Source organism: Novosphingobium sp. (genome assembly GCF_024642085.1).
Classification (GTDB): Bacteria; Pseudomonadota; Alphaproteobacteria; order Sphingomonadales; family Sphingomonadaceae; genus Novosphingobium.
The window spans coordinates 1-24,526 of record NZ_JAHEBV010000009.1 but is presented as its reverse complement, the minus strand read 5'-3'; the positions used below and the strand labels follow the sequence as shown (position 1 = coordinate 24,526).

The following is a 24,526-nucleotide window of genomic DNA, read 5'->3' as shown; positions in this document are numbered from 1 at the left end:
ATGGCGGAATTCGAGCAGCGCACGTTGATGCTGATCGACGATGAACCGGCGCAAAGCCGGCTGATCACCGCGCTTGCCGGGCGCGAGGGCTGGCGCACGATCGTGGTGCGCGATTCTGAAACCGCCATCGCCATGCTGGGCACACGCCAGGGCATGCAGCTTAACGCAATCATCCTCGATCAGTGGGTTCCCGGAGACGACGCCTGTGATCTGATAGCTGAACTCAAGTCACGCCGCCCCGCCTTGCCGCTGCTGATGCTGACAACCAGCGCTTCGCCGCTGCTGGCCGTGGAGGCGATGCGTGCTGGCGCAACCGACTATCTCATCAAGCCCGTCGCGCTCGACCGGCTAATGCAGGCGCTGCGAATGGCCACCACTCGCGAGGCGCCGCGCGACGAATTACAGCCTTTGACAGAAAAAATGCCGTCGAACCCTGATTTCGACGCGATGATCGGCGCTTCGCCCGGCTTTCGTACTGCCCTTGCAGTCGCGGCCAAGGCGGCGCGCAGCCACACACCTGTGCTGATCGAGGGCGAGACTGGCAGCGGCAAGGAAATGCTGATCCGTGCGATGCAGGCGGCCAGCCCGCGCGCGAAACTTCCTTTTCGCTTGTTTAATGTCGGCGGAGTTCCGGGCAATTCGGTGGAAAGCGCCCTGTTCGGTCACGAAAAAGGCGCTTTTCCAGGCGCTTTTGATCGCCATATCGGCGCGCTGCAGCATGCTGACGGCGGCACTCTTGCGCTTGATGAAATCGACCGGCTGCCACTGCACGTCCAGCAACGCTTGCTCGATTCTATCCAGCGTGGTGATGTCCGCCCGATCGGCGCGCGCCATTCGTTCCGTGTCGACGTTAGGCTGATCGCTGCCAGCAATTTGCCGCTCAAGGACATGGTCGATGGCGGCCACTTCCTGCCCGAACTTCTGGCCGCGCTATCGGGTGCGGTAGTGCAGTTGCCGCCCCTGCGGGAACGCGCCGGCGATATCGCCGCGCTCGCCCGTCATTTCCTGGCACGCATCGGAGAACAGCCGGGGCTGCGATCGCTGGGCATAACCGATGGTGCGCTGGCTTTGCTCGCCGCCTATGACTGGCCAGGTAACGTCCGCCAGTTGCAGGCCGTACTGTTTCGCGCGGCGGTTTTCTGCGATGGTGACGCACTGACCGCTGATGATTTTCCTCAGCTTTCAACGCTGATCGGCGGCGAAGCGGCCAACCAGGTGCCGGTGCAGGAAGGCGTGGGCGTGATGCTCTACACGACCGATGGCAACCTGCGGCCGCTCGAAGATATCGAAGCCGACGTCATCCGCCTGGCGATCGGGCATTATCGCGGCCGGATGACCGAAGTGGCTCGCAGGCTTGGCATCGGACGTTCAACGCTTTATCGCAAGCTGACCGAGCTCGGGATCGGCGACGCAGCCTGACGGCCCTATTCCGCGCGCGGCAGCAGGCGGAGACATACCTTGGTCCAGTGACACGCCTTCGGGTGACTTGCATCGAAACGCCTGCCACCACACGGCGGGCGCAAGTTTGTCTTTGACCTAAGGAAGTCTCATGCCCCGTTTCCACGGCAAAACCTGCCTTATCACTGGCGCCGCATCCGGCATCGGTGCTGCCACTGCCGAACTTCTGGCGCGCGAAGGCGCAGAGCGTCTGGTCCTGATTGACCGCAACGCCGATCTGCTTCGTGAGCTGAAGTTGCCATGCGCTGTTTCGGCCTATCCGGGCGACGTTGCCGATGAAGGCCTGTGGGATCGGATAGAACGGGAAGTCCCGCCTTGCGATGCTTCGCTGCTTAATGCCGGAATAGCTGACGCTGCGCCGATTGCTGCCATCGACTTTGCTGCATGGCGAAAAGTGATGGCAGTCAACCTTGATGGGCTGATGCTGTCTTTGCGCTGCGCGCTACGACTGGCTCCCGCAAGCGGCGCCAGCGTGGTAATCAGCGCTTCTGCCAGCGGGATCAAGGTCGAGCCTGGCACGGCCGCGTATGGCGCAAGCAAAGCCGCAGCCATCCACCTAGCGCGGGTTGCGGCGAAAGAGGGCGCGCCGCGCGGGATCCGCGTCAATGCAATCGCGCCCGGCGGCGTAGATACGCCGATGTGGGACAGCACGCCGATGTTTGCCGATCTGGTGCGCGAACATGGCAGCCGTTCGGGGGCCATCGCCGCGCTGGGACAAATGGCAACACCCCTTGGCCGCTATGCCACCGGGCATGAAATCGCAGAGCAGATTGCTTTCCTTTTATCCGATGCGGCGGCCACGATTACCGGCACTGTGCTGGTCAGCGATGGCGGCTACGTGCTTTAGGCCAGCTGGCTGAAGTCCGTAAGCGCCGCATCACGAAGGCCCCGCCACACGCGAACGGCCTGCACCGTTTCAGGTACGTCGTGAACGCGCAGCAATTGCACGCCGGCATCCATGCCCTTGAGCGCCAGTGCCAGGCTGCCGCCCAGCCGTTGGTGGGCGGGCGCTTCATTTGATAGAGCGCCGATCATCCGCTTGCGGCTGGCACCCAGCAAAAGCGGCTGGCCCAGCGCATGGAACAGCGGCAACGCATTGATCAGGGCAAGGTTTTCGGCCACCGATTTGCCAAAGCCGATCCCTGGATCAAGTACAATCCGGTCACGCGCAATACCGGCTGCGACTGCGGCGTCGCGACGCGCGCCGAGCCAGTCGAACACGTCGAGCACGACATCGCCATAAGCGGCGTTGCCGTGCAGGTCGTCCCCCTCACCCGGCGCATGCATCAGCACCACCGGCGCACCAGTTCCGGCGGCAAAGGCCATGCTGCGCGGATCATGGCGCAGCGCGGACACATCGTTGATCACATGCGCACCGGCTGCCAAAGCGGCTTCCATCACGGCAGGTCGGCGCGTGTCGATGCTGATCGCCGCGCCTGCCCCGGCCAGTCGCTCAACCGCAGGGATAACCCGCTTCAGTTCATCGCCTTCCCAGACCGCAGCCGCGCCGGGCCTGGTGCTTTCGCCGCCCACGTCGATCAGCGCCGCACCTGCTTCAAGCATGGCCGAAGCGTGCTCGTTTGCAGCGTCAGGCTTGTCGAGGAACTGGCCGCCATCGCTCATGCTGTCAGGGGTCATGTTAAGAATGCCCATGACCTGCGGCTGATCGAGCCGTATTGTTCGCGTCCCGCATTGCAGCGCCGCCGGAATGCGCTGGAGATTTTCGAATTGGTGGCAAACGGCGGCAGGCAGATCGGCCAAGGCCGCACGCAATTCGGACAGTGTATAGCGAATGCGTGACGTCACCCGCCCGCCTTCACGAGCGATCACGGCAAAGCGGCTGGCGTAGACCAGCCCGCCAGCCAGACGCAGCGCATCGCCCTCTTCGCTTTGCGGCGAAGCAGCCAGAGCAATCGGATGGAGGTAGTACGTGATGATCAGTCCTCGGTCGCAAGCAGGTAGAGTTGGCGCAGCGCATCGATCGGCTTCACTTCACCGTGATGGGTAACATGCCAAAATGACCAACCATTGCAGCTGGGCGCGCCTTGCAGCTTGGCACCCAGCCCGTGGATGGAACCGCTGTCGGCCCCTGCCACCAGCGAACCATCGGCGCGAACCGTGGCTTTCATTTTGCCCTTCTTGTCGGTCAACGTGGTCCCCGGCGCGATCCAGCCCGTTTCGACCAGTGCGCCAAATGCTACACGCGGGGCGGCCTTTGGGCTTTGCATCGTAGTAACGGCGCTTTCATCAAGCGGCAGTGCCAGTTCGATCCGTTCGAACGCAGCTTCGCGGTAATTGCCTTCGCGTTCGCAGCCGATCCATTCACGGCCAAGGCGCTTGGCCACCGCGCCAGTCGTGCCGGTGCCGAAGAACGGGTCGAGCACGACATCGCCCTTGTTGGTCGTCGCCAGCATGACGCGGTACAGCAATGCTTCGGGCTTTTGCGTCGGGTGAACCTTGGTGCCACCTTTTTTAAGACGTTCCTGCCCGCCGCAGATCGGCAGCACCCAGTCGCTGCGCATCTGCAGCTCATCGTTCAACGTCTTCATCGCGCGATAATTAAAAGTGTATTTCGCCTTTTCGCCCATCGAACACCACAGCAGGGTTTCATGGGCATTGGTAAAGCGGGTACCCTTGAAATTGGGCATTGGGTTGGCCTTGCGCCAGACAATGTCGTTCAGGATCCAGAACCCCATGTCCTGCAGCATCGCGCCCAGCCGGTAGATATTATGATAGCTGCCAATCACCCAAAGCGATCCGTTGGGCTTTAATATGCGGCGCGCTTCGGTCAGCCACAGGCGGCTGAAGGCATCATAGGCGGCAAAGCTGTCAAATTGGTCCCAGTGGTCGGTTACCGCGTCGACGTGGCTGCCATCGGGGCGGGACAAGTCACCGCCAAGCTGGAGATTGTAGGGAGGATCAGCGAAAACCAAGTCGACGCTGGCCGCCGGGATGGTGCGCATTGCCTCGATGCAATCTCCATCCAGGATCCGCCCCAGCGGCAAGTCGGCGCGCACAACCGCTGCTTCGGCGCGCGCGCGCGCCTTGTCCTTAATCAGTACCTGACCCATGATTTGTCGTTCAGCCCCCTTACCGAAAGCATAGGGTGAGTTATCCACAGGGCGCCGTCAAGCAGCGACTCCGCGGGAATCCTAGCCCGCGATGGTTAGCGAAAGGTTACCGGCATGAGAACGGAACGAGTCCGGCACACCATCTAGAGTCCCGGGATTCGCCAGGGACTCAAGATGTAGGGGTGTGACGGGGAAGACTCGCCCGCCGAATTATTTGCGGGTGTCAGATCAAAACCAGCTGGACCACCGGAGCAAAGCTGCGGCGGTGGAGCGGCGTCAAGCCGTGCTTGCGCAGCGCCGCCAAGTGTTCCGCGGTGCCATAGCCCATGTTGCGTTCCCAGCCGAAAAACGGGTGGTCCAGCGCTGCGGCACGCATCAGCCGGTCGCGGTGCTCCTTGGCCAGGATCGATGCGGCCGAGATGCATGGTTCGATTCCATCGCCGCCAACGATGGCGCGAGCTTTCCAGCGCCATTCGGGCACCCGGCCGAGCGGGGTCTTGTTCCCGTCGATCAGCACCTGATCGGGTTCCGCACCAAGCAGATCGCACAGTGCTGTGACGGCTCGGGTCATCGCCAGCATGGTTGCGCCAAAGATATTAAGCGCGTCGATCTCGTCAACCGCGGCCAGACCCAGCGCCCACTGGCTGCTGTCGTGGATTTGCGGTTCAAGCACTGCGCGGCGACGGGCAGACAGCTTTTTAGAATCGTCGAGCCCGGCAGGGGCATTGGGTCCCAGCACGCAAGCTGCTGCCACCACCGGTCCGGCCAGCGGCCCGCGCCCCGCCTCGTCCACGCCGATGACGATGTGGTCGGACTTGGCAAAAGTGGCTGGCTGGGTAATTGTTGCGGACATGTTTGCAAAAATCCTGATCGCCCTATCGCCCCTTCCCTTAATCCTCGCAAGCTGCGGCACCACTGCCGCCGGGGATAGTCGATCTGCCAGCCAAGGTCAGACTGAAGGCTTCAGCAGTGAAGTTCTGGGCTCGTTCGACGAACCTTGGGCCGCAGCGTTCGCGCCGGGGACCCAGGTATTGTTCGTCACCGAAAAGGGCGGGACGATAAAGTTTCGCGACGTTCGCAGCGGACGGTTAGGCACGGTCACCGGCGTGCCCAAAGTCGATTACGGCGGCCAGGGTGGTTTGGGCGAAATTGCCTTTCTCCCCGCCGAAGCAGCATCCACCCTGTCGCGGCGAACAATCTATCTGACCTGGGCCGAGGCAGGCAGCGGCGACACCCGCGGTGCGGCGCTGGGCAAAGGGACGCTGGTCTGCGAAGAAGCCGACTCATGCCGGATTGAAGGGTTCAGCGTTATCTGGCGTCAGCAGCCCAAAGTGACCGGGCGCGGGCATTATTCGCACCGCATCGCTTTTTCGCCCGACGGCAAGTATTTGTTCCTCGCTTCGGGTGAGCGGCAGAAGTTCACTCCTGCACAAGACCTGTCGGTCAACTTGGGCAAGGTTCTGCGGCTCAATCCCGACGGTTCACCCGCTGCTGGCAATCCGCTGGCTGCGAAAGGCGGGATCAGCGCACAAATCTGGACCTACGGCCACCGCAACATTCTGGGTCTAAAGTTCGATGCGGCGGGACAGTTATGGGACCTGGAACACGGGCCTGCCGGGGGCGACGAGCTCAACCAGGTCAAACAGGGCCAGAACTATGGCTGGCCGCTGGTGTCGGACGGCGATCATTATGATGGCAAGCCAATCCCGCGACACGCGACAAGGCCCGATCTGGCCGCACCCGCAATCAGCTGGAACCCGGTGATCGCGCCAGGCGATTTCATTTTCTATTCCGGCAAGATGTGGCCCGAATGGAAAGGTCAGGCGCTGATCGCCGCATTGGGCAGCGAAGGGCTGGTTCGGGCCAGCATCGACGGCAACAAGGCCACTGAACAGGCGCGCTATCCGCTGGGAAAGCGCATCCGTGAAATCGTCGAGGGGGCGGATGGCTCAATCTATATCTTGGAAGACGGCGACGGCGGGCGGCTGCTGAGGCTCTCTCGCAAGTAGACAAGCCTTGCTTCAGCCCCTATCGGCGCGCCTCGATGACCGAGGCCCTGACCCTGATCCCGCTCGACAATGTCGATCCCGCCATGGTCGAAGCACTGCTTGATCGCGCGTTTGAGCCAGAACGCAAAAGCCGCACGGCTTATAAGGTACGCGAAGGCACCGATTGGCTCCCCGGCCTTAGCTTCGCTGCGATCAACGGCGAAGAGCATCTGGTTGGCACGGTGCAGTGTTGGCCGGTCGCACTGACTGATCCTGAGGGCCGCGCCCATCCGTTAATCATGGTCGGGCCCGTTGCGGTTGAGCCAGAGGCGCAGGGCACCGGAATCGGCAAAGCGTTGATGACGGCCGCTCTGGCCGCGCTATCCCCGCAGGCGCCATTGCCACAGGTGATGATTGGCGACCCCGAATACTATGGCCGCTTCTGGGGCTTTAGCAACGCCCACACTCTTGGTTGGCACTTGCCCGGCCCGTTTGAGGCCAGCCGCCTGCTGGCCCGCACCGACAATCCCGCTGTTCTGCCCCGCGAAGGCACGTTGGGGCCTTGGCTGCGCTAGTCCGATCTGGCATCGCGTGACCGATGCCCTATGTCCCGCCCCCAGATATTTCCGGACTGTCGCTCGCCCAATTGGCCGAGTTGGTGGCCGCGCGCAAGTTGCCGCCGGTTGACCAGTGGGAGCCGCAGGCAACGGCAGACAGTCTGATGACGATAAAGGCGGACGGGCGCTGGTTCCACGATGGCGGCGAAGTGCGCCGCCCGGCCATGATCCGCGCCTTCGCAAACCTGCTGCTCCGCGACGCCGATGGCCGCCACTGGCTGGTGACGCCAAGTGAAAAGCAATCGATCACGGTGGAAGACGCTGCGTTTATCGCCACGGACGTGACCGCCACCGACGGCGCGCTGGCCTTTCGTCTCAACAGCGATGATACGGTGATTGCCGGGCCGGATCACCCGCTGATGGCGCGCGGCGATGCCGAAACGCCGGCGCTTTATCTTGCCGTGCGCAGCGGTACCGAGGCGCGGATCAATCGCAGCACCTGGCTTCAACTGGTGGAACTGTCCGGCGACGATTTGACGGTCAGCAGCCAGGGCGCTGTGTTTTCGCTGGTGCCGCAATGAGCGCACTTGTTCAGCGCTTGCGCCGGCTTCATGCAAATGGTCACGCGGCACAGATCGATACCCTGCACAGCGATCACCGCGACGTGCCCGATGACTTGCGCCCCGCTGCCGTGCTGGCCGCTATCACCGAGCGTGAGCGGCCGGGCTTTCTGCTGATCCACCGCCCGTCCAACATGCGCTCGCACCCCGGCCAGGTCGCTTTTCCCGGCGGCAAGATCGATCCGGGCGAAGACGCGGTTGAAGCTGCGCTGCGCGAGGCGAACGAGGAATTGGGGATCGATCCGGCGCAGGTCACTGTGATCGGGCCAAGCGACGTTTACCGAACCGGCACCGGCTATGCCGTAACCCCGGTGATTGCCGTGGTGCCGCCCGATCTGGAACTGCGCCCCAACCCGACCGAAGTGGCCAAATGGTTCGAGGCGCCCGTTGAATATGTTTTCGATAGCGCCAACCACCAGCGTCAATCAGCGTTTTGGGCGGGGGCTGAACGGCATTACCTTGAAATCATGTGGAACGAACACCGCATCTGGGGGGTGACTGCCGCAATTATCGCCAATCTGGCAAAGCGCATCGCATGGTAGACCGGCTACCCCCGACAGAATGGCAGAACCGCGCCGGTATTTCCGCGCTGATCGCCGCGCTGGGCCCCGGTCAGGCCCGCTATGTCGGGGGTGCAGTGCGCGACACCTTGCTGGGCATCGCGGTCAAGGACATTGACCTGGCCACACCGCTTGATCCCAAAGACGTCATGTCCCGCGTTCGTGCTGCTGGGTTCCAACCAGTGCCTACCGGGATCGACCACGGTACGATAACTGCGGTGCTGCCGGACGGGCCGGTCGAGATCACGACGCTGCGCCACGACGTCAGCACCGACGGGCGCCGGGCCACAGTAGCTTTCGCCAGCGAATGGCAGGACGACGCAGCGCGGCGCGATTTTACGATCAACGCGCTTTATGCAGATCCGCAAACCGGCGAACTGTTTGACTATTTCGGTGGGCGTGAAGATCTGAAAGCACGCCGGGTGCGCTTTATTGGTGATCCGCATCAGCGTATCCGCGAAGATCATCTGCGTATCCTGCGCTATTTCCGTTTCCAGTCACGGTTTGGATCGCAGCCCGCCGATCCTGCTGCCGAGCAGGCCTGTGCCGATCTTGCCGCAACGCTGAAAGGCCTGTCGCGCGAACGTATCGGCATGGAAATGATGAACATGCTAAGTCTGCCTGACCCCGCCCCCACCGCAGCACGTATGGCCGAATTGGGCGTGTTGGACGTTGTTCTGCCCGAGGCTGATGTTATCGCCCTTGCCCGGCTGACTGCCGAAGAAAGCCGCCAGGACGTGGCACCAGATGCCTTGCGCCGGCTTGCTGCTTTGCTTCCCTGCGACGTACCGCTGGCCGAGAGTGTCGCCAGCCGCTTTCGTTTGTCGGGAGCGCAGAAAAAGCGCCTCGCATTGGCGGCTGGGCGCGGCAGTTCGGCTTTGGACCCCCGCTCGCTGGCTTATCGCCTGGGCAGGGAGCAAGCGATTGACCGTCTTCTGTTGACGGGATCAAGCATCAGCCCGCTTGACGGTTGGGACGTTCCCACCTTCCCGCTCAAGGGTGGCCAGATCGTGGCGCGCGGCGTCAAGGCGGGGCCAGAGGTGGCCCGCACTCTGCAAGCGGTCGAATCGCGCTGGATCGCCGAGGGTTTTCCCGACGCGGCGCGCGTTAAGGCACTGCTGGATGAAACCCTTGGCAGCTAAATGCGCTCATCTGCGGGAAAGCCGAACCGTGGTATGGTCGCTATGATGAACATGCCTGACCTCGCCCGCTTCTTGTCGCAGCAGCCCTTGCTACTGGTCGCGTTGGTGGCAATATTTGTGTCCGTTGCGGGATCGATGATTTCCCGTCCGGTTCCGTGGCTGGGCCGCGCGCTGCGCGGAATGGGCAACCTTGCCTTGATCGCGGTACTTCTTTTGACAATCGCCCAAGCCGCGCGCTTTTCCACCAACAGCGACATTTCGCTCGCCATCGCGGGTCTGGAGGAACAACGCATCGAAGGAGGCGAAACGCGCATCCCGATTTCAGGCGATGGGCATTTCTGGGTCAAGGCACAGATCAACGGGACAGAGCGCCGCTTCCTGGTCGATACGGGTGCCACGCTTACCGCGATTTCACCCCAAACAGCCGAAGCGGCGCGGATCGAACCCACCGCGCTGGGCCGCGCGGTCGTTTTGCAGACCGCCAACGGAGCGACCCCGGCGCGCATGGCTTCGATTGGCGAATTACGCTTTGGCAACGTGGTTGCACGCGATCTCGACGCGGTCATCGCGCCCGCGATGGGCCAGACCAACGTGATAGGCATGAACCTGCTGTCCCGCCTGGCTAGCTGGCGTGTGGAAGGGCGGACTCTGATTTTGGTTCCCAAGAACCCGCAGCCAGAAGCATAAACGGCCTAGCGATATTCAGTCATGCAGGGTTTGCTGGGCAGCACGCGCGCAGCGCCGCGCAGCGAAAACGTGCCGGTGCGGCCGTCGTCATATCGCAGGGTCAGCACCTTGCCGCTGCGCACCTTGCCCCACAACCAACGGAAATTATCGCGCTCGATTGGCGTATCGGTGGTTATCGCGCCGTCTTCATCGGGCGAGAACATCGTCTTTGTCCCGTCAACCGTCACATGGACCAGGCCCTTCGCAGGTGAGCCGCGCAGTTCGCTGGTGATTGTCGCGCCGGTTGCATTGCATTCGAACGAAAGACGGTCGCCCGCTCCGCGTTGGCCGATCGCGCCGTAATAGATGATCCCTTGCAGCATACCCGCTTTCCACGCCGAGGATGCAGCATAAGCCGGCGCTGCGGACAGCAGGACAGCAGCAGTCAAACCTATCGTCAGTCGTGCCATGGCGGTCTCCTTTTGCCGGTCAGGGATGCCGCATCAATAAATGCTGCACTGCTTCACCAAAACTTCGGCTGAACGAACCGCCAGCCCGATCCAATTCTAGAACTTGTTGTCCCTTGGGAAACCGCTTGGCGGCAAACGACCAGCCGCACCGCGCGCGACTTTCCACAAGCGCATGTCGGGCTCAGTCCGGGTTCGGCCAGTTTCACCACCCATTTTCCAGCTCAGCCCGTCTTCCAGCTTGAGCGTGATCGCATCGGACAGACCGCCATCGCGGTAACGCTGCAAGGTTACGCCCTGTCCCTTGGCCAAGACGGGCAGCTCCTCGAGACTGAACAACACAAGCTTGCGGTTATCGCCAACCACGGCAACATGATCGTGCTCAAGCGGAATCTCGCGAACCACGGCCAGCTTGACCCCAGGCTTGGTGGTCATCACGCCGCGGCCCTTGCGGGTTTCGGCCAGCAATTCATCGGCCTCGGCAGCAAAGCCACGTCCCTGGTTGCTGGCCAGCAGCAATTGTGCCTTGGGCCGGTATGCCAGCAATTCGACGATCTGCGCTTCGGCGTCGATGTCAATCATGGTCCGGATCGGTTCGCCAAATCCGCGCGCGGATGGCAGCTTGTCGCAGCCCAGCGTGTAAAACCGGCCGTTGTCGCAGGCGATCAGCAACTTGTCGGTCGTCTGGGCATGCAGTGCGAAGGCCGGCCCGTCGCCTTCCTTGAACTTGAACTCCTTGTCCAGCGCCTCATGCCCCGAAGCCCCGCGGATCCAACCCTTGGCAGACAGGATCACCGTGACCGGAGCCTTTTCGATCATTGCATCCAACGAAAACTCAACCGTGGGTGACGCTTCAGCTATCGTGGTGCGGCGGCGGCCGAGCGCGGTATCCTCGGCATAGTCCTTGCGCAGTGTGTTGAGGTCGCGCTTGAGCCGGGTGCGCTGGCGGGCGGGGCTGTCGAGCAGTTTTTGCAATTCGTCCTGTTCGGTCAGCAATTCATCGCGCTCGCGCCGCAGCTCCATTTCTTCCAACTTGCGCAAGCTGCGCAGCCGCATGTTAAGGATCGCTTCGGCCTGGCGGTCGGTCAGCGCGAACTCGGCCATCATCACCGGCTTTGGCTCATCCTCGGTCCGGATGATCGCGATGATGCGGTCCAGGTTGAGGTAGGCTATGATATAGCCTTCAAGCAGCTCCAGCCGCGCGGCGATCTTGTCCAGCCGGTGCTGGGTGCGGCGAAGCAAAATGTCGATCTGGGCGATCACCCATTCCTGCAGCAGCAGCTTGATCCCCATCACCCCCGGCGTGCGGTTGGCGTCTAGCACGTTGAGGTTAAGGCTGAACCGGCTTTCCAGATCGGTCAGCTTGAATAGCGATTCCTTGAGCAGCGCGGGATCGACGTTGCGGCTTTTCGGCACGAAGACCAACCGCACCTGTTCGTCGCTTTCGTCGCGGACATCTTCCAGGATCGGCAGTTTCTTGTCTGCAATCGCCTGAGCGACCTGTTCGATAAGCTTGCCCTTGGCCAGCATGTAGGGAATTTCGCTGACAACCAGCTGCCATTGCCCGCCCGGCAGCTTTTCAATACCTGTGGCCTCCCACGACCCATCGCTTTCGCGCCCGGTTGAAAATCGTCCGCGCACACGGAAGGCGCCCTTGCCGGTTTCATAAGCATTGGAAATTGACGCTGCGCTGTCTACCACCTCGCCGCCGGTGGCAAAATCCGGGCCCTTGAACACCTCCATCAGCTGGGGGTGTTCGACATGGGGGTTGTCGATCAGCAGCAAGGTCGCGTCGATAATTTCTGCAACGTTGTGGCTGGGGATCGATGTGGCCATGCCCACCGCAATCCCGGTCGACCCATTGGCCAGCAGGTTGGGGAACAGACCAGGGAAAATCTCCGGTTCTTCCTCCTCGCCGTTATAGGTCGGGATGAAGTTGACCGTGCCTTCATCCAGCCCCGCCATCAGCTGGATCGCAGTCTTGGTCAGCCGTGCCTCGGTGTATCGATAGGCGGCGGCGTTATCGCCGTCGATGTTACCGAAATTGCCCTGCCCGTCGACCAGCGGATAGCGCAGGCTGAAATCCTGGGCGAGGCGGACCATCGCATCATAAACCGACTGATCCCCGTGGGGATGATACTTGCCGATTACGTCGCCGACCACGCGCGCCGATTTCTTGTAAGCATCGTTGGGGTTGAGCTTCAGTTGCCGCATCGCCCACAGCAGGCGCCGGTGGACTGGCTTTAGCCCGTCGCGCAGATCAGGCAGCGACCGCGCTGTGATCGTCGATAATGCGTAAACCAGATAGCGCTGCGACAATGCTGAATCGAATGGTGCATCGACGATGGCGTCAAACGGATCGGGCTCGGTCACTTCGGTGGTCATTACCCAGCTGCCCTAGCAGGGCGCGATTCGCGGCCCAAGCGGGTTGGCACGCTTTTCCATAGGGTTTTCGCGATTTGACCGCCTCTTGCATATCCCATAATGAATGATACAGTATCACATAACATAAAACGGGAGTGCATGCCATGAAGCATCGTCTTGCCGCCGCCGCGCTTGCTTCGGTTCCGGTCGTGTTGGTGGTGATGATCGCCATCAGTTCATCACAGGTGCAAACGCCTTTCGCCCCCCATCGGACACAGAACAAATCCGGCCTTGATGAAGCGGTGCACCGCTCGGTCACCACCGCCGATATTGCGATGCCGGATCCCCGAATGATGGCTGCACCGATTTCGCCGCCACTATCGCCGCCACCCCCGCCACGGGGCGCAGCTTCAGCTGCGCTGAATATACCGCCTGCCAACCTTGCCGTGTCGCTGCCGCAGATTGCGTACCGCTATTCGTACGGTTTCACGCTTGATCCGCGCAGTCTGGCCGATGTTCAGCAAAGCCAGGCCGACATGTGCGAACGGCTGGGTCCGGCAACCTGCCGGATCATCGCGATGGTCCATTCGGGCGATGATGACGGGCGCGGCACGGGCAGCCTCGACCTCGCCGTCGCCGCGTCCCGTGCGCGCAGCTTTGGTAGTGAACTGGCCCAGCAGGTCGCCTCGGCGGGCGGCACCCAGGCTGCAAGCTCGATCAGCGGGGAAGATGTGTCCAAACAGATCGTCGACACCGAGGCGCGGCTGCGCGCGCGCACCATCCTGCGCGACCGGCTGATGGAAGTGCTCACCAGCCGCCGCGGCACCGTAACCGAACTTGTGGAAGCCGAGCGCGGTGTCGCGCAGGTCAACGAGGAGATTGATCAGGCGCGCAGTTGGCTGGCTGAAATGAAGGGCCGGGTCGATTTCAGCGCGATCCATATCGATTACAATCCGGTGGCAGCGGCCATCCGGCGCGAAGAGAAAAGTAGCTTCATGGGCCCGATCCGCAGCGTGGTGGGTGCATTGGGCGGGATTTTCGGCATGACCTTCGCAGCCTTGATCGGCGTTCTGGCACTGCTGGCGCCCTTCGCGGCGTTGGGCTGGGCGGGGCGGAAACTGTGGCTGCGCTGGCGCCCGTTGGCGGCTGAACCGGCCGCTGCATGAGGCGGCGTGAAGCTTCGCATGGCAAGGTAGCGGAACAGTCAGGGTATCTGGGGGTTATGCCGACAAGCCCCCAACCTATGGAGAATCCCATGACCAAGCGCGTCCTCATTCTTGCCACCCACGGTTTCGAACAGTCGGAACTGCTGGATCCCAAAGCGGCCCTTGAAAAGGCCGGATTTGAAACCGTGGTTGCCAGCCCCGAAGCCGGCATGATCAAGGGTTGGCACCAGAAAGACTGGGGCGAAAGCGTTGCGGTAGATGCGACGATATACAGCGTCAGCGAAGGCGATTTCGATGCACTGTTGCTGCCCGGCGGCCAGATGAACCCGGATATCCTGCGCATGAATGACGATGCGATCAATCTGGTCGAAGACTTTGCCGAAGCAGGCAAGCCGATCGCGGCGATCTGTCATGGGCCTTGGCTGCTGGTTGAAGCCGATGTGGTTGATGGCCGCACCATGACTTCGTGGCCGTCGGTCCGTACCGATCTTGCCAACGCCGGTGCCAATGTGGTCGATCAGGAAGTCGCTGTTGACGGTAACTTCATCACCAGCCGCAAGCCTGATGATATCCCGGCCTTTTCGCAAGCGCTTATCGACGCGCTGGCGAACTGATCCTGATGCACATGCAGCGCCCTAGCGGCGCTGCATGTCGCGGCTTTCGCCAGGAATTATAACCTCAAGTCCGTTTAATTCCTCGGTCAGATCAATCTGGCAGGACAAACGGCTTGTGCGTGCCACCCCTGCGGCAAGGTCGAGCATGTCTTCTTCATCCTCGCTGGCAGGGGGCAATCTGTCAAACCAATCCGCCGCGACAATGACGTGGCAGGTGGAACAGGCCATCTGTCCTTCACACGTGCCTTCCAGCGCCAGATCCGCTGCCTGACCCAGCTTGAGCAGGTTTTCACCGGCAGGCCCCTCAATTTCAACCCGCTTGCCCTCGGCAGTAACGAAAACGACCTTTACCATCAGACGCCTTGCTCCATCGCCGCTGCATCCAGTGCGCGGCAGGCGCTTTCAACGTCCTCACGCGTGGTATAGCGGCCAAAACCAAGTCGGATGGCATTTCGAGCCTGCACGGCTTCCAGTCCGATTGCGGTCAGAACCCGGCTTGGCGCGCCGGTCCCGCTGCCGCACGCAGAACCCGCGGAAAAAGCGATATGCCGGCAATCCATCAGCAGCCTAGGAAAATTGAGGCCGTCCAGCCGCAGGCTGAGATTGCCCGGCCAGCGGGACACCTCGCTGCCATTTACCGTCCAGCGCCCCAGGATCGACCGGGCCAGCGAAGCCAGTCCCGACAGGTGCTGGAAATCCGCCTCCATTCGCTCAACCGCTATCCTGGCAGCCATGCCGAAACCCGCGCAGAGTGCCGGGCTGAGCGTGCCTGAGCGCAACCCGCTTTCCTGTCCGCCGCCCTCGATCAGTGCACCGATCTTCACACCGTCGCGCACCCACAATGCGCCGATCCCCTTGGGCCCATACAACTTGTGCGCTGTAATCGCGATCAGATCGGCGTCTTGCGGCGGCGCAATCTTGCCCGCACCCTGCACCGCGTCGCACAGAAACAGCGCGCCAGCCTCGTGCGCGCGCTCGGCCAGTCGATCAACGGGCTGGATCGTACCGATTTCGTTGTTGACCTGCATGACCGCGACCAGCCCCGTGTTATCGGCGAACACGATTTCAGGATCGACTAATCCATCGCTGCTGACGGGCAGTTCCTGCACCGGTGCGCCGGTTGACAAGGCAGCGTTGACGACTGCCGAATGCTCTATCATCGAATAGGCCATGCCGGGCTTGTCAGCAGATCGAACCACCATGCGAGTGGCCTGGTTAAGCGCCTCGGTCGCGCCGCTGGTGAAAATCAGCCGTCCGCCTTTTGGCAAAAGCGCCGCGACCTGTTCGCGCGCGACCTCCACCGCGGCGGCCGCGGCCCTTCCCGCCTTGTGCATCGAATGAGGATTGGCAAAGCCCATGCTTTCCGGACCTGACAGCCACGGCAGCATTGCATCGCGCGCTTCGGGCGCCAGCGGAGTGGTTGCCTGGTGATCAAGGTAGATGAAATCGGCGGGCATGTTCGCAATCGTTGCTTTTCGGACCTGCGTTTCTATATAGCGCACGCTTCTTCAAGATAGCCCCATCCGGGCCGGCATGCCGATTTTGACGCAACGCCGCGGACAGGGCCAGCCCAGAAACAGGTGCCAGACATGCCAGCCGTCATTTTCCCCGGTCCCGAAGGCCGCCTCGAAGGCCGTTTCCAGCCAGCCAGCCGGGCCCGCGCACCCGTAGCCATGATTCTTCACCCGCACCCCCAGGGCGGCGGGACGATGAATGACCGCATCACCATGGCGCTGTACAAGGATTTTGCCGCGCGCGGATTTGCCACGCTGCGCTTTAATTTTCGTGGCGTCGGTCGCAGTCAGGGAAGCTTTGACAACGGCATCGGCGAATTGAGCGATGCCGCGGCTGCGCTTGACTGGGTTCAATCGATCCACCCCGAAGCCAGCACTACCTGGATCGCTGGTTATTCCTTCGGTGCCCTGATCGGCATGCAGCTGCTGATGCGGCGCCCGGAAATCCGCGGCTTTATCTCGGTCGCCCCGCCGGCGAACATGTATGATTTCAGCTTTTTGGCACCGTGTCCGGCATCGGGCATCATCATCCAGGGCGCGTCCGATACGGTGGTGACGCCGGGCGCAACGCAAAAGCTGGTCGATAAGCTGCGCACGCAAAAGCACATCACCATCCACCACGAGGAAATCCCCCGGGCCAATCATTTCTTTGAAACGGAAATGGATGATCTGATGCGCTCGGTCGACAATTACCTCGACTTCCGGCTCGCTCCGGATTGTCCGATCCGCTAGTTTATCCGGCCATCGACAGGCGCCGCACCGCTCCCGTCGGGTACGACCCAGATGGCGACATTGCCGGCGATTACCGCGGCCAGCGCCAGCATCAAGGCGGCCTGTTTACGCCGCCCTTGCCGCCACCAGGCCGCGGCGCCCAGCGTCATGGCGATCGCGGTAAGCACAAGAATTGACAGTATGGTGTCGCTCATCGGCGGTTATTGCCGCAGTTTGCCGGCCATGGCGATTATGTCGTCTAGCGGATTGCCGTTGCCATTCATGTCGAGCATCGATCCCAGCCCGCCTGTCCCGTTCAAAGTCGGTCCGGGCGCGCTACCCGCCTTGCTGGCCAGGAAACCCCCGATCACCGAGCCTAGATCACTTAGCAAACCGCCACCTTCCGACCCGCTTCCGCCGGCCCGCGCCGACAGATAACCGCCAACCAGCATGGCCAGCAGCGGCAACATCCGTTTCAACGTTTCAGGATCGATCCCAGTACGTTCTGCCGCATCTGCGGCGACAGAGCGACTGACATCCTTGCTGCCAAATATCTGTCCCAGCACATCGTTGCCCATGGAAATGTTTGTTGAATCGGGACCCAGAACGTTTGCCGCCAAGGCACCTCCGCCCAGGCTACCAAGCATGCCGATAAGACTGCCAAGGCCGCCTTCGCCGCCGCCTGCTGTTTCGGCATGTTTGCGAAAACCGCCGATTACGGCGGGCAGCAGCGCTTCAGCCCCTGCAGCGGCAATTGCCGGGGGCACTCCAAGCTGCTTGGAGACAGCGTCAAGTCCGCCGCTCCGCCGCAGCATCTCAATCAATTCCATACCGGCCATCCAGGGCTCTCCACCGTGCGACCCGGCTTGTCCCATTGAATAGCAGCATAAAACACGAAAGGGCTGACCCGCCAATGGCTAAATCCGACATTACCACAGATCAACCTTGAACAGGCTGGGCGCCGCAGCCCTGATGGCGCAAGGGCGTATGCGCAATTGCCGAACGCACGCGCTAAATTACTTAAACCACGGTGCATTTCTGGTAGGCTCCCAGACCGCAGGAAGCGCGGCTCAGGGCTGCGATTCGCCGCCATCAAAAAGGAGCAAGGATCCATGTCAATTTTCAGCAAGATCAAGGACGCCATTTTTGGTCATAAGGCCCAGGCCGCACCCGCCACCCCGGATGCTTCGGCCATTCCGATGGATAGCCCGGCCCAGCCCGCTCCGACCATGGCTGAACCGGTCGACATCGAAGCCAGCCTTGGCGCGATGGCCGGCGCGGACAACCTTAACTGGCGCTCGTCGATCGTCGATCTGATGAAGCTGGTGGGCATCGACGCAAGCTATGAAAACCGCAAGGATCTGGCCCATGAGCTGGGTAATGCCGATTATTCAGGTTCGGCTGAAGACAATATTATGTTGCACAAGCAGGTGATGAAGGCGCTGGCCGACAATGGCGGCAAGGTTCCGGCAGAACTGCTGGATTGATTGTTCGGCACGTCCGACAAGCAAAAGGCAGCGCGGCACAGGCCGCGCTGCCTTTTTCCATGATCTTGTTTCGCGGTTCAGCTCTTGCCGAACAAGCCCTTGGCCATCCCAAGCACATCGTTAAGCGGATTACCGTCGCCGTCGCGGTCCAGCATGTTCAATAGTCCAGATGCCTGCGGATTGTCTTGCAGAGCCTTGGCATACTGACCGAGCGAGCCTTCGCCGCCGATCTGATTGACGATCTGGCCCAACACCCCGGCGTCAAGGCCGGTCTTGGCCGCAGCGCCTTCGATAGTGTCGCCCGGTTCACCGTGGGACTGGCCAAGCGCCGCAATCGCCTTTTCCGCAACTTCAGACGGGATGCCAAGCTTCGTCGCCAGATTTCCGACATCGGCGTGTTGGCCGACCTGGCCCATGATGCTGTCAAAAATGCCCATTGCTGCGACTCCTTGCGCTGTGAAGGGTGACTATGCGCCCTTGCCCGCTTGTGCGCCAATGCAAATTGGGCCCAGATCAGGTTCGGCCCAGCTGCGCCGCGCAGCGACACCGAACAGGTATTCGCGGCTGTAAAAACGCAGCGGCCAATCCCGCTGTGCAATCGGGCTGGACAGAACCGCGTTGACCGCTGCGACAAGACACGGATCCCTGCGACCGGCCAGCGTCAAGTGTACAGCATGGATATACAGCCGGGTCAGCGTTTCATGATAACCTTCCGCATCGTTGTTCACGCCGCCAACTGACACATTGTAGGCGCGAATGATGTCCGGAAGGTCACGCTCTGGCGCAATATCGGGCCGCTCAAGCAGCAGCCAGACACAGGCAGCCAGATGAGCCTCATGTGTCCACTCAGCCTTTGGCAAAGTGCGGTGAAGCAGTTCTTCTCCGATCCGGCGAACAGCCTCATCGGTGGCAAACAGGCGGATTGAGTGATCGGTCATCGGGAAAATCCTCGGGCATATTTTTCAACGCCCGAGAAAGTGTCCCGGGCCGGTCAGGCGGCGGTCGGAGCCGCGTTGCGCACGCCTTGATCGACGTGGTCGGCAAATTGCGCAAAGTTGGCGATGAACTTGGCAACCAGATCCTGCGCGGTCGCATCGTACGCTTGCGGATCGGCCCAGGCACTGCGCGGATCGAGCAGCCCGGGATCAACCCCGGCAACGCTGACCGGCACTTCAAATCCGAAGTTGGCGTCCTTGCGAAATGCAGCATCGTTCAGGCTGCCATCAAGCGCGGCATTCAGCAGCGCGCGGGTCGCCTTGATCGGCATTCGCTTGATCCCCGGCATCGTGGCCTTGCCGCCCGACCAGCCGGTGTTGACCAGCCAGCAGGTAACCTGTCCCTTGGCAATTCGTTGCTTGAGCAGGTTGCCGTATACCGAGGGATGGCGCGGCATGAACGGTGCGCCAAAACAGGTGCTGAAAGTGGCTTCGGGTTCGGTTACGCCAATTTCAGTCCCGGCCACGCGCGCCGTATAACCTGACAGGAAGTGGTACATCGCCTGGTCCGGGGTCAGCCGCGCGATCGGGGGCAGGACGCCATAGGCATCGGCGGTCAGCATGATGATGTTGGCCGGAACCGGGCCCAGATTTTCAGCGCTGGCATTGGGAATGAAGTCGATCGGATAGGACCCGCGGCTATTTTCCGCCAGGCTGTTGTCATCCAGATCAATCTCGCGCGTGAAGGAATCGATCACGACGTTTTCCAGCACCGTACCAAAACGCTTGGTCGTGGCGAAAATCTCGGGCTCTGCCTCGGCCGACAGGCGGATCACCTTGGCATAGCAGCCACCTTCAAAGTTGAAGACCGCGGTGTCCGACCAGCCATGTTCGTCATCGCCGATCAGCGTGCGGCTGGCATCGGCGGACAGCGTGGTCTTTCCTGTTCCCGACAGGCCGAAGAACACAGCCGTCTTGCCATCAGGGCCGACGTTGGCGGAACAGTGCATCGGCATGATGCCTTTGACCGGCAGCAGGTAGTTGAGGATGCCGAACACGCTTTTCTTCATTTCGCCGGCATATTTGGTGCCGCCGATCAGGATCAGTTTTTCCGTGAAGTTGACCGCGACCACGGTTTCAGTGCGGCAGCCGTGACGCGCCGGATCGGCCTGAAAGCTGGGCAAGTCTATGATTGTATATTCAGGCACGAAGCCGTCCAACTCGGCCGGGGTGGGACGGACCAGCAGTGTACGAATGAACTGGTTGTGCCACGCCAATTCGTTGATCACGCGCACCTTGACCCGGTTTTCCGCCTGTGATCCGCCAAACAGATCGGCCACGTACAACGTATCCTTGGTGCCCAGCGCCGCCATGAAATCAGCCTTGAGCGCGGCAAAATGCTCCGCCGTCATCGACGCGTTGTTATCCCACCATACCGTATCTTCGGTTTCGGCATCGCGGACGATGAACTTGTCCTTGGCACTGCGTCCAGTGTGCTTGCCGGTTTCAACCACCAGCGGGCCATCCTTGGCCAGCAGGCCTTCACCGTTTCGCACCGCGTGTTCCACCAGCGCAGGCGTACCCAGATTGGCGTGAACGGTGGCGGCAGTAGCAATTCCCTGCTCATGCAGCGGGAAGGAAAGGGTAGCGGTCAAGTCCATCTCCGAGGTGTTTTGCCGCCTGGTTTAAGCCAGAACGGGGATTTCTGCATACCTATGCAAAGAGTCGATCCGGCGCATAGTCCAGCCGACCGATTCCGTCAAATCCGCAAAGATCCGGGCCATGACAAAGCGCTTCCAGACACTTCGCGCCGATTGCCAGAGCGGGCGTGAGGCGCTAGCGCCTGTGATGCCGATGACCGACGCTGTCCCCGCCCCTTTGACGCACGGCGCACCGCACGTGATCGCGTTGGTTGACGACGATCGCAACATCCTGACCACCGTTTCAATCGCGCTTCAGGCCGAAGGGTTCGTCACGCGGGTCTATTCCGATGGCGAAACCGCGCTTAAAGCCCTGCTGGACAATCCTCCCGATCTGGCAGTGTTCGACATCAAGATGCCGCGCATGGACGGACTGCAGCTGTTGCAGAACCTGCGTGCAAAATCTGCGCTGCCGGTTATCTTCTTGACCAGCAAAGACGAAGAGCCGGACGAGGCGCTGGGACTTTCGCTGGGTGCCGATGACTATATCGCCAAGCCGTTCAGCCAGCGCCTGTTGATTGCCCGCATCCGTGCGATCCTGAGGCGCAGCGAGGTGGCACGGGGCGCAGCCGCGACAGGCGACGAGGCCGAACCGGGTCTGTCAGTCCGGCGCGGCCGGTTGGAGATGGATCCGCTGCGCCACCAGGTGCGATGGGACGATCAGGCGGTATCGCTGACCGTGACGGAGTTTCTGATTCTTGAGGCCCTAGCCGCGCGGCCCGGCGTGATCAAAAGCCGCAATCAACTGATGGATGCAGCTTACAGCGATGACGTGTTCGTCGATGACCGCACAATCGACAGCCACATCAAGCGGCTGCGACGCAAGTTCCGCAGTGTCGACCCCCACTTTGGCGCGATCGAAACGCTGTACGGCGCCGGCTATTCTTTTACCGATGGCTGACCTGCCGCAAGGACCAGGTGGACGGCGGCGGCGCGTCTGGACCCGGCGGACATCTTTGACGGTGCGTATCCTGGCCGTGAACATCATTGCGCTGGGTTTGATGGCGGGCAGCCTGTTCTACCTTGATTCGTATCGCAAGCAGCTGCTTGAAGTGCGCTTCAAACTGGCCCGCGCCGAGGCCGAGATTACCGCCGATGGATTGGCTGAAACGCCGATTGCTGGTCGCAGGGCATTGGTCGAACGGGTCAGTACCGACCAGAGCTTGCGCCTGCGCCTGTATGATGCCAGCGGCAAACTGATCCTCGACAGTGACAGCGTTTCAGGTCCGGCTTACCGTTTCATTGATCCTGACAGCGAACCGTTCCTGCTCCAGACCGCGCGTGAAATCGATCGCGCGATGAACTGGGTGCTGGGAACGACGCCTGTTCCCGATTATGCCGATCCGCCTGGCGAAAGCGTCGATGCCTGGCCTGAACTTGCCGCAGCCAAGGCCACTGGCAAGACATGGGTGCTGCAACGCGCCGCACCTGACGAGACCCCGGTGATCACCGCAGCCGCTCCGGTCGGGGTCCGCGGAGAAATGCTGCTGACCACCCGCAATGCCCGCGACATCACCCAGGACGTGCGTGATGCCCGCAGCACTCTGGCGGTCGTGTTGACGGTTACACTCCTTATATCGATCCAGCTTTCGCTTTTTCTGGCGCGCACCATTGTCCAGCCATTGCGGGCCCTGGTCCGCGCTGCAGTGCGCGTGCGGCTGGGCCGTGACCGCGAAGTGGTGGTCCCCCGCCTGCCTGAACGCGGAGACGAGATTGGCCTCCTCGCCCGCGCCTTGTCAGACATGACCCTGGCGCTGCGCCACCGGATCGACGCAGTTGAAACCTTTGCCGCCGATGTCGCGCACGAAATCAAAAATCCGCTGGCCTCGCTGCGCAGCGCGATCGAGACGATGGACAAGGTGGACGATCCTGCCTTGCGCGCCGAACTGACCGGGATCGCTGCACACGATGTCCGGCGGATCGACCGGCTGGTGACCGAAATTGCCGAAGCAAGCCGGATCGACGCCGAACTCAGCCGGACCCAGTTCGTGCCAGTCGATCTGGAAGCCTTGGCCGGCACGCTGGTCAGCGCCCGGGCCGAGCGTCAATTCGATGCCGGGCGCGCCGTGCGCCTGGTCCCGCTTGGTCCTGGACCCTTTGTCGTTCCGGGTGATCCGGCCCGGCTGGTCCGCGTACTGGAAAACCTGGTCGATAATGCCGTTTCATTCTCGCCCCAGCAGGCGGCTGTAGACATTACGTTGGAACGGATAGACGATCACGTCCGGTTGGGGGTCCGCGACCACGGCCCGGGCATTCCTGCCGAGGCCCGTGAACAGGTGTTCGAACGATTCAATTCGGTGCGCCCGTCCGATGAGGATTTTGGCGGCCATTCGGGGCTCGGCCTGGCCATCGCGCGAACCATCGTAGAAGCCCATGATGGCAGCCTGTTCGCGACCGATCGCGACGACGGGCAGCCCGGAGCCTGCCTGATCGCTGAATTGCCGCTCGAGCAGGAAGACGAGGCGTGACACTTCTTGCCAATATCACGGCAGTATCCTGCGGCGGGCGCGGCATGTTGATTGAAGGACCATCGGGCAGCGGGAAATCCAGCCTGGCCCTTGCGCTGATCGATCGCGGCGCGGTGCTGATCGGAGACGACGGGGTAATGCTGGAGCCGTGCGGCGGACGGCTTAAGGCCAGCCCCCCGCCCCGCACCGAGGGCCTGCTAGAAGTGCGCAATGTCGGCTTGCTGACCTGTACGACCGTACAAAGCGTTCCGGTATGCCTGGTCATCCGGCTTGATAGCGAGGCCCCGCGCTTTATCGATGATGCCGATCGCATCACATTGGAAGGGATCCACCTGCCGCTGGTGCGTCTATGGCCCGGCACACCTGTGCTGGCGCTTCGCAGCGAAGCGGCGCTTCGCCAATGGGGCCTGCCCTAGCGGCGGACTGCTTTCTGCCCATGGTGCAGCACGGTCGCTACGATCCAGCCCAGAATTACCCCGACCAGCGCTGAAGCAACTGCATAGGTCAGCCAGCCCAGGGGCCCGCCAACCGGCCCGGTCGCCTGCTCGACAGCGTGCTGCACTGCATGGGCAAGGCCGGCCGGGCCGTGCACCCCCAGGTCTTCCAGTCCATCGAGAATGATCCCGCCCCCGACCCACAGCATTGCGCCGGTGCCCACCACCGACAATAACGTAAGCACTTTGGGCATGGCCCGCAGCAGGCCCCTGCCCACTGCCTTGGCCGCTGCCGTCCGGCGCTTTTCGACCATGTGAAGGCCGATATCGTCCATCTTCACGATCAGTGCGACCGTGCCATAAACCAGCACCGTGATCGCGATCCCTACCAGTGCCAGCACAATGCCGCGCTGGACCAGCGGGGTGTCGGCGATTGCAGCCAGGGCGATGGCCATGATTTCGGCCGACAGGATCAGATCTGTTCGCACCGCGCCCGAAACGCGTTCCTTCTCGAACTGGGCAACATCGGTAATTGGATCGTCCAGCGTCTGGCCGTGCTCCGCTCCGCCCAGCTTTTCCATGATCTTTTCAGCGCCTTCATAGC

The 24,526-nt window shown here is 61.8% G+C and carries 28 protein-coding genes; 15 read left to right on the top strand and 13 right to left on the bottom strand.

Translation table 11 applies throughout. The features are described 5' to 3' along the window. Nucleotides 1-1,419 (top strand): sigma-54 dependent transcriptional regulator, encoded by a 1,419-nt coding sequence (locus tag Q0L62_RS05625; RefSeq protein ID WP_296677626.1) that lies wholly within the window; start codon nucleotides 1-3, stop codon nucleotides 1,417-1,419. 130 nt (nucleotides 1,420-1,549) lie between these two features. After that, nucleotides 1,550-2,305 carry an SDR family oxidoreductase gene (locus Q0L62_RS05620; RefSeq protein ID WP_296677623.1) on the top strand — a complete coding sequence of 252 codons (756 nt, stop codon included), beginning with the start codon at nucleotides 1,550-1,552 and terminating at the stop codon, nucleotides 2,303-2,305. On the opposite strand, the gene folP is transcribed toward Q0L62_RS05620, so the two are convergent. From folP to Q0L62_RS05605, 3 genes are all read right to left on the bottom strand, one after another. Continuing rightward, complete coding sequence (folP, locus tag Q0L62_RS05615) at nucleotides 2,302-3,399, bottom strand: dihydropteroate synthase (RefSeq protein WP_296677834.1); 1,098 nt, start codon at nucleotides 3,397-3,399, stop codon at nucleotides 2,302-2,304. The genes Q0L62_RS05620 and folP overlap by 4 nt on opposite strands. Beyond that, nucleotides 3,396-4,529, bottom strand: a complete 1,134-nt coding sequence (locus tag Q0L62_RS05610; protein ID WP_296677622.1) for a site-specific DNA-methyltransferase — start codon at nucleotides 4,527-4,529, stop codon at nucleotides 3,396-3,398. The genes folP and Q0L62_RS05610 overlap by 4 nt, the downstream gene beginning before the upstream one ends. A gap of 223 nt (nucleotides 4,530-4,752) precedes the next feature. After that, a complete protein-coding gene (locus Q0L62_RS05605; protein WP_296677620.1) occupies nucleotides 4,753-5,382 on the bottom strand; it encodes a ribonuclease HII in 630 nt (209 codons plus the stop codon). On the opposite strand from Q0L62_RS05605, the gene Q0L62_RS05600 reads away from it, so the two are divergent. From Q0L62_RS05600 to Q0L62_RS05575, 6 genes are read left to right on the top strand one after another with little or no spacing between them, the layout of a single operon-like run. Beyond that, nucleotides 5,381-6,538 (top strand): PQQ-dependent sugar dehydrogenase, encoded by a 1,158-nt coding sequence (locus tag Q0L62_RS05600; protein ID WP_296677617.1) that lies wholly within the window; start codon nucleotides 5,381-5,383, stop codon nucleotides 6,536-6,538. The genes Q0L62_RS05605 and Q0L62_RS05600 overlap by 2 nt on opposite strands. Before the next feature lie 35 nt (nucleotides 6,539-6,573). After that, entirely contained in the window at nucleotides 6,574-7,092 is a 519-nt protein-coding gene (locus Q0L62_RS05595; RefSeq protein ID WP_296677615.1) for a GNAT family N-acetyltransferase, read from the top strand. A gap of 23 nt (nucleotides 7,093-7,115) precedes the next feature. Beyond that, nucleotides 7,116-7,655, top strand: coding sequence for a DUF1285 domain-containing protein (locus Q0L62_RS05590; protein ID WP_296677612.1), 540 nt, complete (start codon nucleotides 7,116-7,118; stop codon nucleotides 7,653-7,655). Further along, nucleotides 7,652-8,236: a CoA pyrophosphatase gene (locus Q0L62_RS05585; protein WP_296677609.1), complete on the top strand. Its 585-nt coding sequence runs from the start codon at nucleotides 7,652-7,654 to the stop codon at nucleotides 8,234-8,236. Before Q0L62_RS05590 ends, Q0L62_RS05585 begins: the two co-directional genes overlap by 4 nt. Beyond that, nucleotides 8,230-9,396 (top strand): CCA tRNA nucleotidyltransferase, encoded by a 1,167-nt coding sequence (locus Q0L62_RS05580; protein ID WP_296677605.1) that lies wholly within the window; start codon nucleotides 8,230-8,232, stop codon nucleotides 9,394-9,396. Before Q0L62_RS05585 ends, Q0L62_RS05580 begins: the two co-directional genes overlap by 7 nt. Nucleotides 9,397-9,441: 45 nt before the next feature. Continuing rightward, complete coding sequence (locus Q0L62_RS05575) at nucleotides 9,442-10,083, top strand: TIGR02281 family clan AA aspartic protease (protein ID WP_296677602.1); 642 nt, start codon at nucleotides 9,442-9,444, stop codon at nucleotides 10,081-10,083. 5 nt (nucleotides 10,084-10,088) lie between these two features. Here the strand turns inward: Q0L62_RS05575 and Q0L62_RS05570 are convergent, their stop codons facing one another. After that, nucleotides 10,089-10,532 carry a hypothetical protein gene (locus Q0L62_RS05570; protein ID WP_296677599.1) on the bottom strand — a complete coding sequence of 148 codons (444 nt, stop codon included), beginning with the start codon at nucleotides 10,530-10,532 and terminating at the stop codon, nucleotides 10,089-10,091. A gap of 96 nt (nucleotides 10,533-10,628) precedes the next feature. Continuing rightward, nucleotides 10,629-12,914, bottom strand: a complete 2,286-nt coding sequence (parC, locus tag Q0L62_RS05565; protein WP_296677596.1) for a DNA topoisomerase IV subunit A — start codon at nucleotides 12,912-12,914, stop codon at nucleotides 10,629-10,631. A 143-nt stretch (nucleotides 12,915-13,057) separates the two neighbouring features. Between parC and Q0L62_RS05560 the strand changes: the two genes are divergently transcribed. Both Q0L62_RS05560 and Q0L62_RS05555 read left to right on the top strand, forming a co-directional pair. Further along, nucleotides 13,058-14,059 (top strand): DUF4349 domain-containing protein, encoded by a 1,002-nt coding sequence (locus tag Q0L62_RS05560; protein WP_296677594.1) that lies wholly within the window; start codon nucleotides 13,058-13,060, stop codon nucleotides 14,057-14,059. 89 nt (nucleotides 14,060-14,148) lie between these two features. After that, a complete protein-coding gene (locus Q0L62_RS05555) occupies nucleotides 14,149-14,673 on the top strand; it encodes a type 1 glutamine amidotransferase domain-containing protein (protein WP_296677590.1) in 525 nt (174 codons plus the stop codon). A 21-nt stretch (nucleotides 14,674-14,694) separates the two neighbouring features. Here the strand turns inward: Q0L62_RS05555 and Q0L62_RS05550 are convergent, their stop codons facing one another. Together Q0L62_RS05550 and Q0L62_RS05545 are read right to left on the bottom strand one after the other, a co-directional pair. Then, the gene (locus Q0L62_RS05550; protein ID WP_296677588.1) at nucleotides 14,695-15,027 is read right to left on the bottom strand and encodes a 2Fe-2S iron-sulfur cluster-binding protein; all 333 of its coding nucleotides are present in this window, start codon (nucleotides 15,025-15,027) and stop codon (nucleotides 14,695-14,697) included. Further along, the gene (locus tag Q0L62_RS05545) at nucleotides 15,027-16,130 is read right to left on the bottom strand and encodes a cysteine desulfurase family protein (protein WP_296677584.1); all 1,104 of its coding nucleotides are present in this window, start codon (nucleotides 16,128-16,130) and stop codon (nucleotides 15,027-15,029) included. The genes Q0L62_RS05550 and Q0L62_RS05545 overlap by 1 nt, the downstream gene beginning before the upstream one ends. Before the next feature lie 132 nt (nucleotides 16,131-16,262). Here Q0L62_RS05545 and Q0L62_RS05540 point away from each other — a divergent pair, with 132 nt between their 5' ends. Beyond that, complete coding sequence (locus Q0L62_RS05540) at nucleotides 16,263-16,919, top strand: alpha/beta hydrolase (RefSeq protein ID WP_296677582.1); 657 nt, start codon at nucleotides 16,263-16,265, stop codon at nucleotides 16,917-16,919. On the opposite strand, the gene Q0L62_RS05535 is transcribed toward Q0L62_RS05540, so the two are convergent. Next, the gene (locus tag Q0L62_RS05535) at nucleotides 16,916-17,113 is read right to left on the bottom strand and encodes a hypothetical protein (RefSeq protein WP_296677579.1); all 198 of its coding nucleotides are present in this window, start codon (nucleotides 17,111-17,113) and stop codon (nucleotides 16,916-16,918) included. The genes Q0L62_RS05540 and Q0L62_RS05535 overlap by 4 nt on opposite strands. Before the next feature lie 6 nt (nucleotides 17,114-17,119). Further along, nucleotides 17,120-17,737 (bottom strand): DUF937 domain-containing protein, encoded by a 618-nt coding sequence (locus Q0L62_RS05530; protein WP_296677576.1) that lies wholly within the window; start codon nucleotides 17,735-17,737, stop codon nucleotides 17,120-17,122. A gap of 273 nt (nucleotides 17,738-18,010) precedes the next feature. Between Q0L62_RS05530 and Q0L62_RS05525 the strand changes: the two genes are divergently transcribed. Beyond that, the gene (locus Q0L62_RS05525) at nucleotides 18,011-18,385 is read left to right on the top strand and encodes a DUF3597 domain-containing protein (RefSeq protein WP_296677573.1); all 375 of its coding nucleotides are present in this window, start codon (nucleotides 18,011-18,013) and stop codon (nucleotides 18,383-18,385) included. 77 nt (nucleotides 18,386-18,462) lie between these two features. Here Q0L62_RS05525 and Q0L62_RS05520 read toward each other — a convergent pair whose 3' ends face one another. The 3 genes from Q0L62_RS05520 to Q0L62_RS05510 are packed head-to-tail and all read right to left on the bottom strand — an operon-like array spanning nucleotide 18,463 to nucleotide 20,981. Further along, nucleotides 18,463-18,822 (bottom strand): hypothetical protein, encoded by a 360-nt coding sequence (locus tag Q0L62_RS05520; protein WP_296677570.1) that lies wholly within the window; start codon nucleotides 18,820-18,822, stop codon nucleotides 18,463-18,465. A 30-nt stretch (nucleotides 18,823-18,852) separates the two neighbouring features. Next, nucleotides 18,853-19,323 carry a hypothetical protein gene (locus Q0L62_RS05515; protein WP_296677568.1) on the bottom strand — a complete coding sequence of 157 codons (471 nt, stop codon included), beginning with the start codon at nucleotides 19,321-19,323 and terminating at the stop codon, nucleotides 18,853-18,855. Between the two features lie 53 nt (nucleotides 19,324-19,376). Further along, nucleotides 19,377-20,981, bottom strand: coding sequence for a phosphoenolpyruvate carboxykinase (locus tag Q0L62_RS05510; RefSeq protein ID WP_296677565.1), 1,605 nt, complete (start codon nucleotides 20,979-20,981; stop codon nucleotides 19,377-19,379). A gap of 193 nt (nucleotides 20,982-21,174) precedes the next feature. Between Q0L62_RS05510 and Q0L62_RS05505 the strand changes: the two genes are divergently transcribed. The 3 genes from Q0L62_RS05505 to Q0L62_RS05495 are packed head-to-tail and all read left to right on the top strand — an operon-like array spanning nucleotide 21,175 to nucleotide 23,904. After that, on the top strand, nucleotides 21,175-21,921 hold the full coding sequence (locus Q0L62_RS05505) for a response regulator transcription factor (RefSeq protein WP_296677831.1): 747 nt from the start codon (nucleotides 21,175-21,177) through the stop codon (nucleotides 21,919-21,921). Next, nucleotides 21,914-23,488, top strand: a complete 1,575-nt coding sequence (locus tag Q0L62_RS05500) for a stimulus-sensing domain-containing protein (protein ID WP_296677562.1) — start codon at nucleotides 21,914-21,916, stop codon at nucleotides 23,486-23,488. The genes Q0L62_RS05505 and Q0L62_RS05500 overlap by 8 nt, the downstream gene beginning before the upstream one ends. Beyond that, entirely contained in the window at nucleotides 23,485-23,904 is a 420-nt protein-coding gene (locus tag Q0L62_RS05495) for an HPr kinase/phosphorylase (protein WP_296677559.1), read from the top strand. The genes Q0L62_RS05500 and Q0L62_RS05495 overlap by 4 nt, the downstream gene beginning before the upstream one ends. On the opposite strand, the gene Q0L62_RS05490 is transcribed toward Q0L62_RS05495, so the two are convergent. Beyond that, the coding region (locus Q0L62_RS05490; protein ID WP_296677557.1) for a DUF808 family protein at nucleotides 23,901-24,526 on the bottom strand (626 nt) is incomplete at its 5' end. The genes Q0L62_RS05495 and Q0L62_RS05490 overlap by 4 nt on opposite strands.

Excerpts from the sequence above, each read along its gene's own strand:
- Q0L62_RS05555 (WP_296677590.1), top strand. The coding sequence starts at position 14,149 with ATGACCAAGCGCGTCCTCATTCTTGCCACCCACGGTTTCGAACAGTCG.
- Q0L62_RS05535 (WP_296677579.1), bottom strand. The coding sequence starts at position 17,113 with ATGAGCGACACCATACTGTCAATTCTTGTGCTTACCGCGATCGCCATG.
- Q0L62_RS05540 (WP_296677582.1), top strand. The coding sequence starts at position 16,263 with ATGCCAGCCGTCATTTTCCCCGGTCCCGAAGGCCGCCTCGAAGGCCGT.
- Q0L62_RS05590 (WP_296677612.1), top strand. The coding sequence starts at position 7,116 with ATGCCCTATGTCCCGCCCCCAGATATTTCCGGACTGTCGCTCGCCCAA.
- Q0L62_RS05510 (WP_296677565.1), bottom strand. The coding sequence starts at position 20,981 with ATGGACTTGACCGCTACCCTTTCCTTCCCGCTGCATGAGCAGGGAATT.
- Q0L62_RS05550 (WP_296677588.1), bottom strand. The coding sequence starts at position 15,027 with ATGGTAAAGGTCGTTTTCGTTACTGCCGAGGGCAAGCGGGTTGAAATT.
- Q0L62_RS05620 (WP_296677623.1), top strand. The coding sequence starts at position 1,550 with ATGCCCCGTTTCCACGGCAAAACCTGCCTTATCACTGGCGCCGCATCC.
- Q0L62_RS05575 (WP_296677602.1), top strand. The coding sequence starts at position 9,442 with ATGAACATGCCTGACCTCGCCCGCTTCTTGTCGCAGCAGCCCTTGCTA.
- Q0L62_RS05610 (WP_296677622.1), bottom strand. The coding sequence starts at position 4,529 with ATGGGTCAGGTACTGATTAAGGACAAGGCGCGCGCGCGCGCCGAAGCA.
- Q0L62_RS05580 (WP_296677605.1), top strand. The coding sequence starts at position 8,230 with ATGGTAGACCGGCTACCCCCGACAGAATGGCAGAACCGCGCCGGTATT.
- Q0L62_RS05595 (WP_296677615.1), top strand. The coding sequence starts at position 6,574 with ATGACCGAGGCCCTGACCCTGATCCCGCTCGACAATGTCGATCCCGCC.
- Q0L62_RS05500 (WP_296677562.1), top strand. The coding sequence starts at position 21,914 with ATGGCTGACCTGCCGCAAGGACCAGGTGGACGGCGGCGGCGCGTCTGG.
- Q0L62_RS05600 (WP_296677617.1), top strand. The coding sequence starts at position 5,381 with ATGTTTGCAAAAATCCTGATCGCCCTATCGCCCCTTCCCTTAATCCTC.
- Q0L62_RS05530 (WP_296677576.1), bottom strand. The coding sequence starts at position 17,737 with ATGGCCGGTATGGAATTGATTGAGATGCTGCGGCGGAGCGGCGGACTT.
- Q0L62_RS05585 (WP_296677609.1), top strand. The coding sequence starts at position 7,652 with ATGAGCGCACTTGTTCAGCGCTTGCGCCGGCTTCATGCAAATGGTCAC.
- parC (WP_296677596.1), bottom strand. The coding sequence starts at position 12,914 with ATGACCACCGAAGTGACCGAGCCCGATCCGTTTGACGCCATCGTCGAT.
- Q0L62_RS05505 (WP_296677831.1), top strand. The coding sequence starts at position 21,175 with ATGACCGACGCTGTCCCCGCCCCTTTGACGCACGGCGCACCGCACGTG.
- Q0L62_RS05525 (WP_296677573.1), top strand. The coding sequence starts at position 18,011 with ATGTCAATTTTCAGCAAGATCAAGGACGCCATTTTTGGTCATAAGGCC.
- Q0L62_RS05570 (WP_296677599.1), bottom strand. The coding sequence starts at position 10,532 with ATGGCACGACTGACGATAGGTTTGACTGCTGCTGTCCTGCTGTCCGCA.
- Q0L62_RS05560 (WP_296677594.1), top strand. The coding sequence starts at position 13,058 with ATGAAGCATCGTCTTGCCGCCGCCGCGCTTGCTTCGGTTCCGGTCGTG.
- Q0L62_RS05605 (WP_296677620.1), bottom strand. The coding sequence starts at position 5,382 with ATGTCCGCAACAATTACCCAGCCAGCCACTTTTGCCAAGTCCGACCAC.
- Q0L62_RS05515 (WP_296677568.1), bottom strand. The coding sequence starts at position 19,323 with ATGACCGATCACTCAATCCGCCTGTTTGCCACCGATGAGGCTGTTCGC.
- Q0L62_RS05625 (WP_296677626.1), top strand. The coding sequence starts at position 1 with ATGGCGGAATTCGAGCAGCGCACGTTGATGCTGATCGACGATGAACCG.
- Q0L62_RS05545 (WP_296677584.1), bottom strand. The coding sequence starts at position 16,130 with ATGCCCGCCGATTTCATCTACCTTGATCACCAGGCAACCACTCCGCTG.
- Q0L62_RS05520 (WP_296677570.1), bottom strand. The coding sequence starts at position 18,822 with ATGGGCATTTTTGACAGCATCATGGGCCAGGTCGGCCAACACGCCGAT.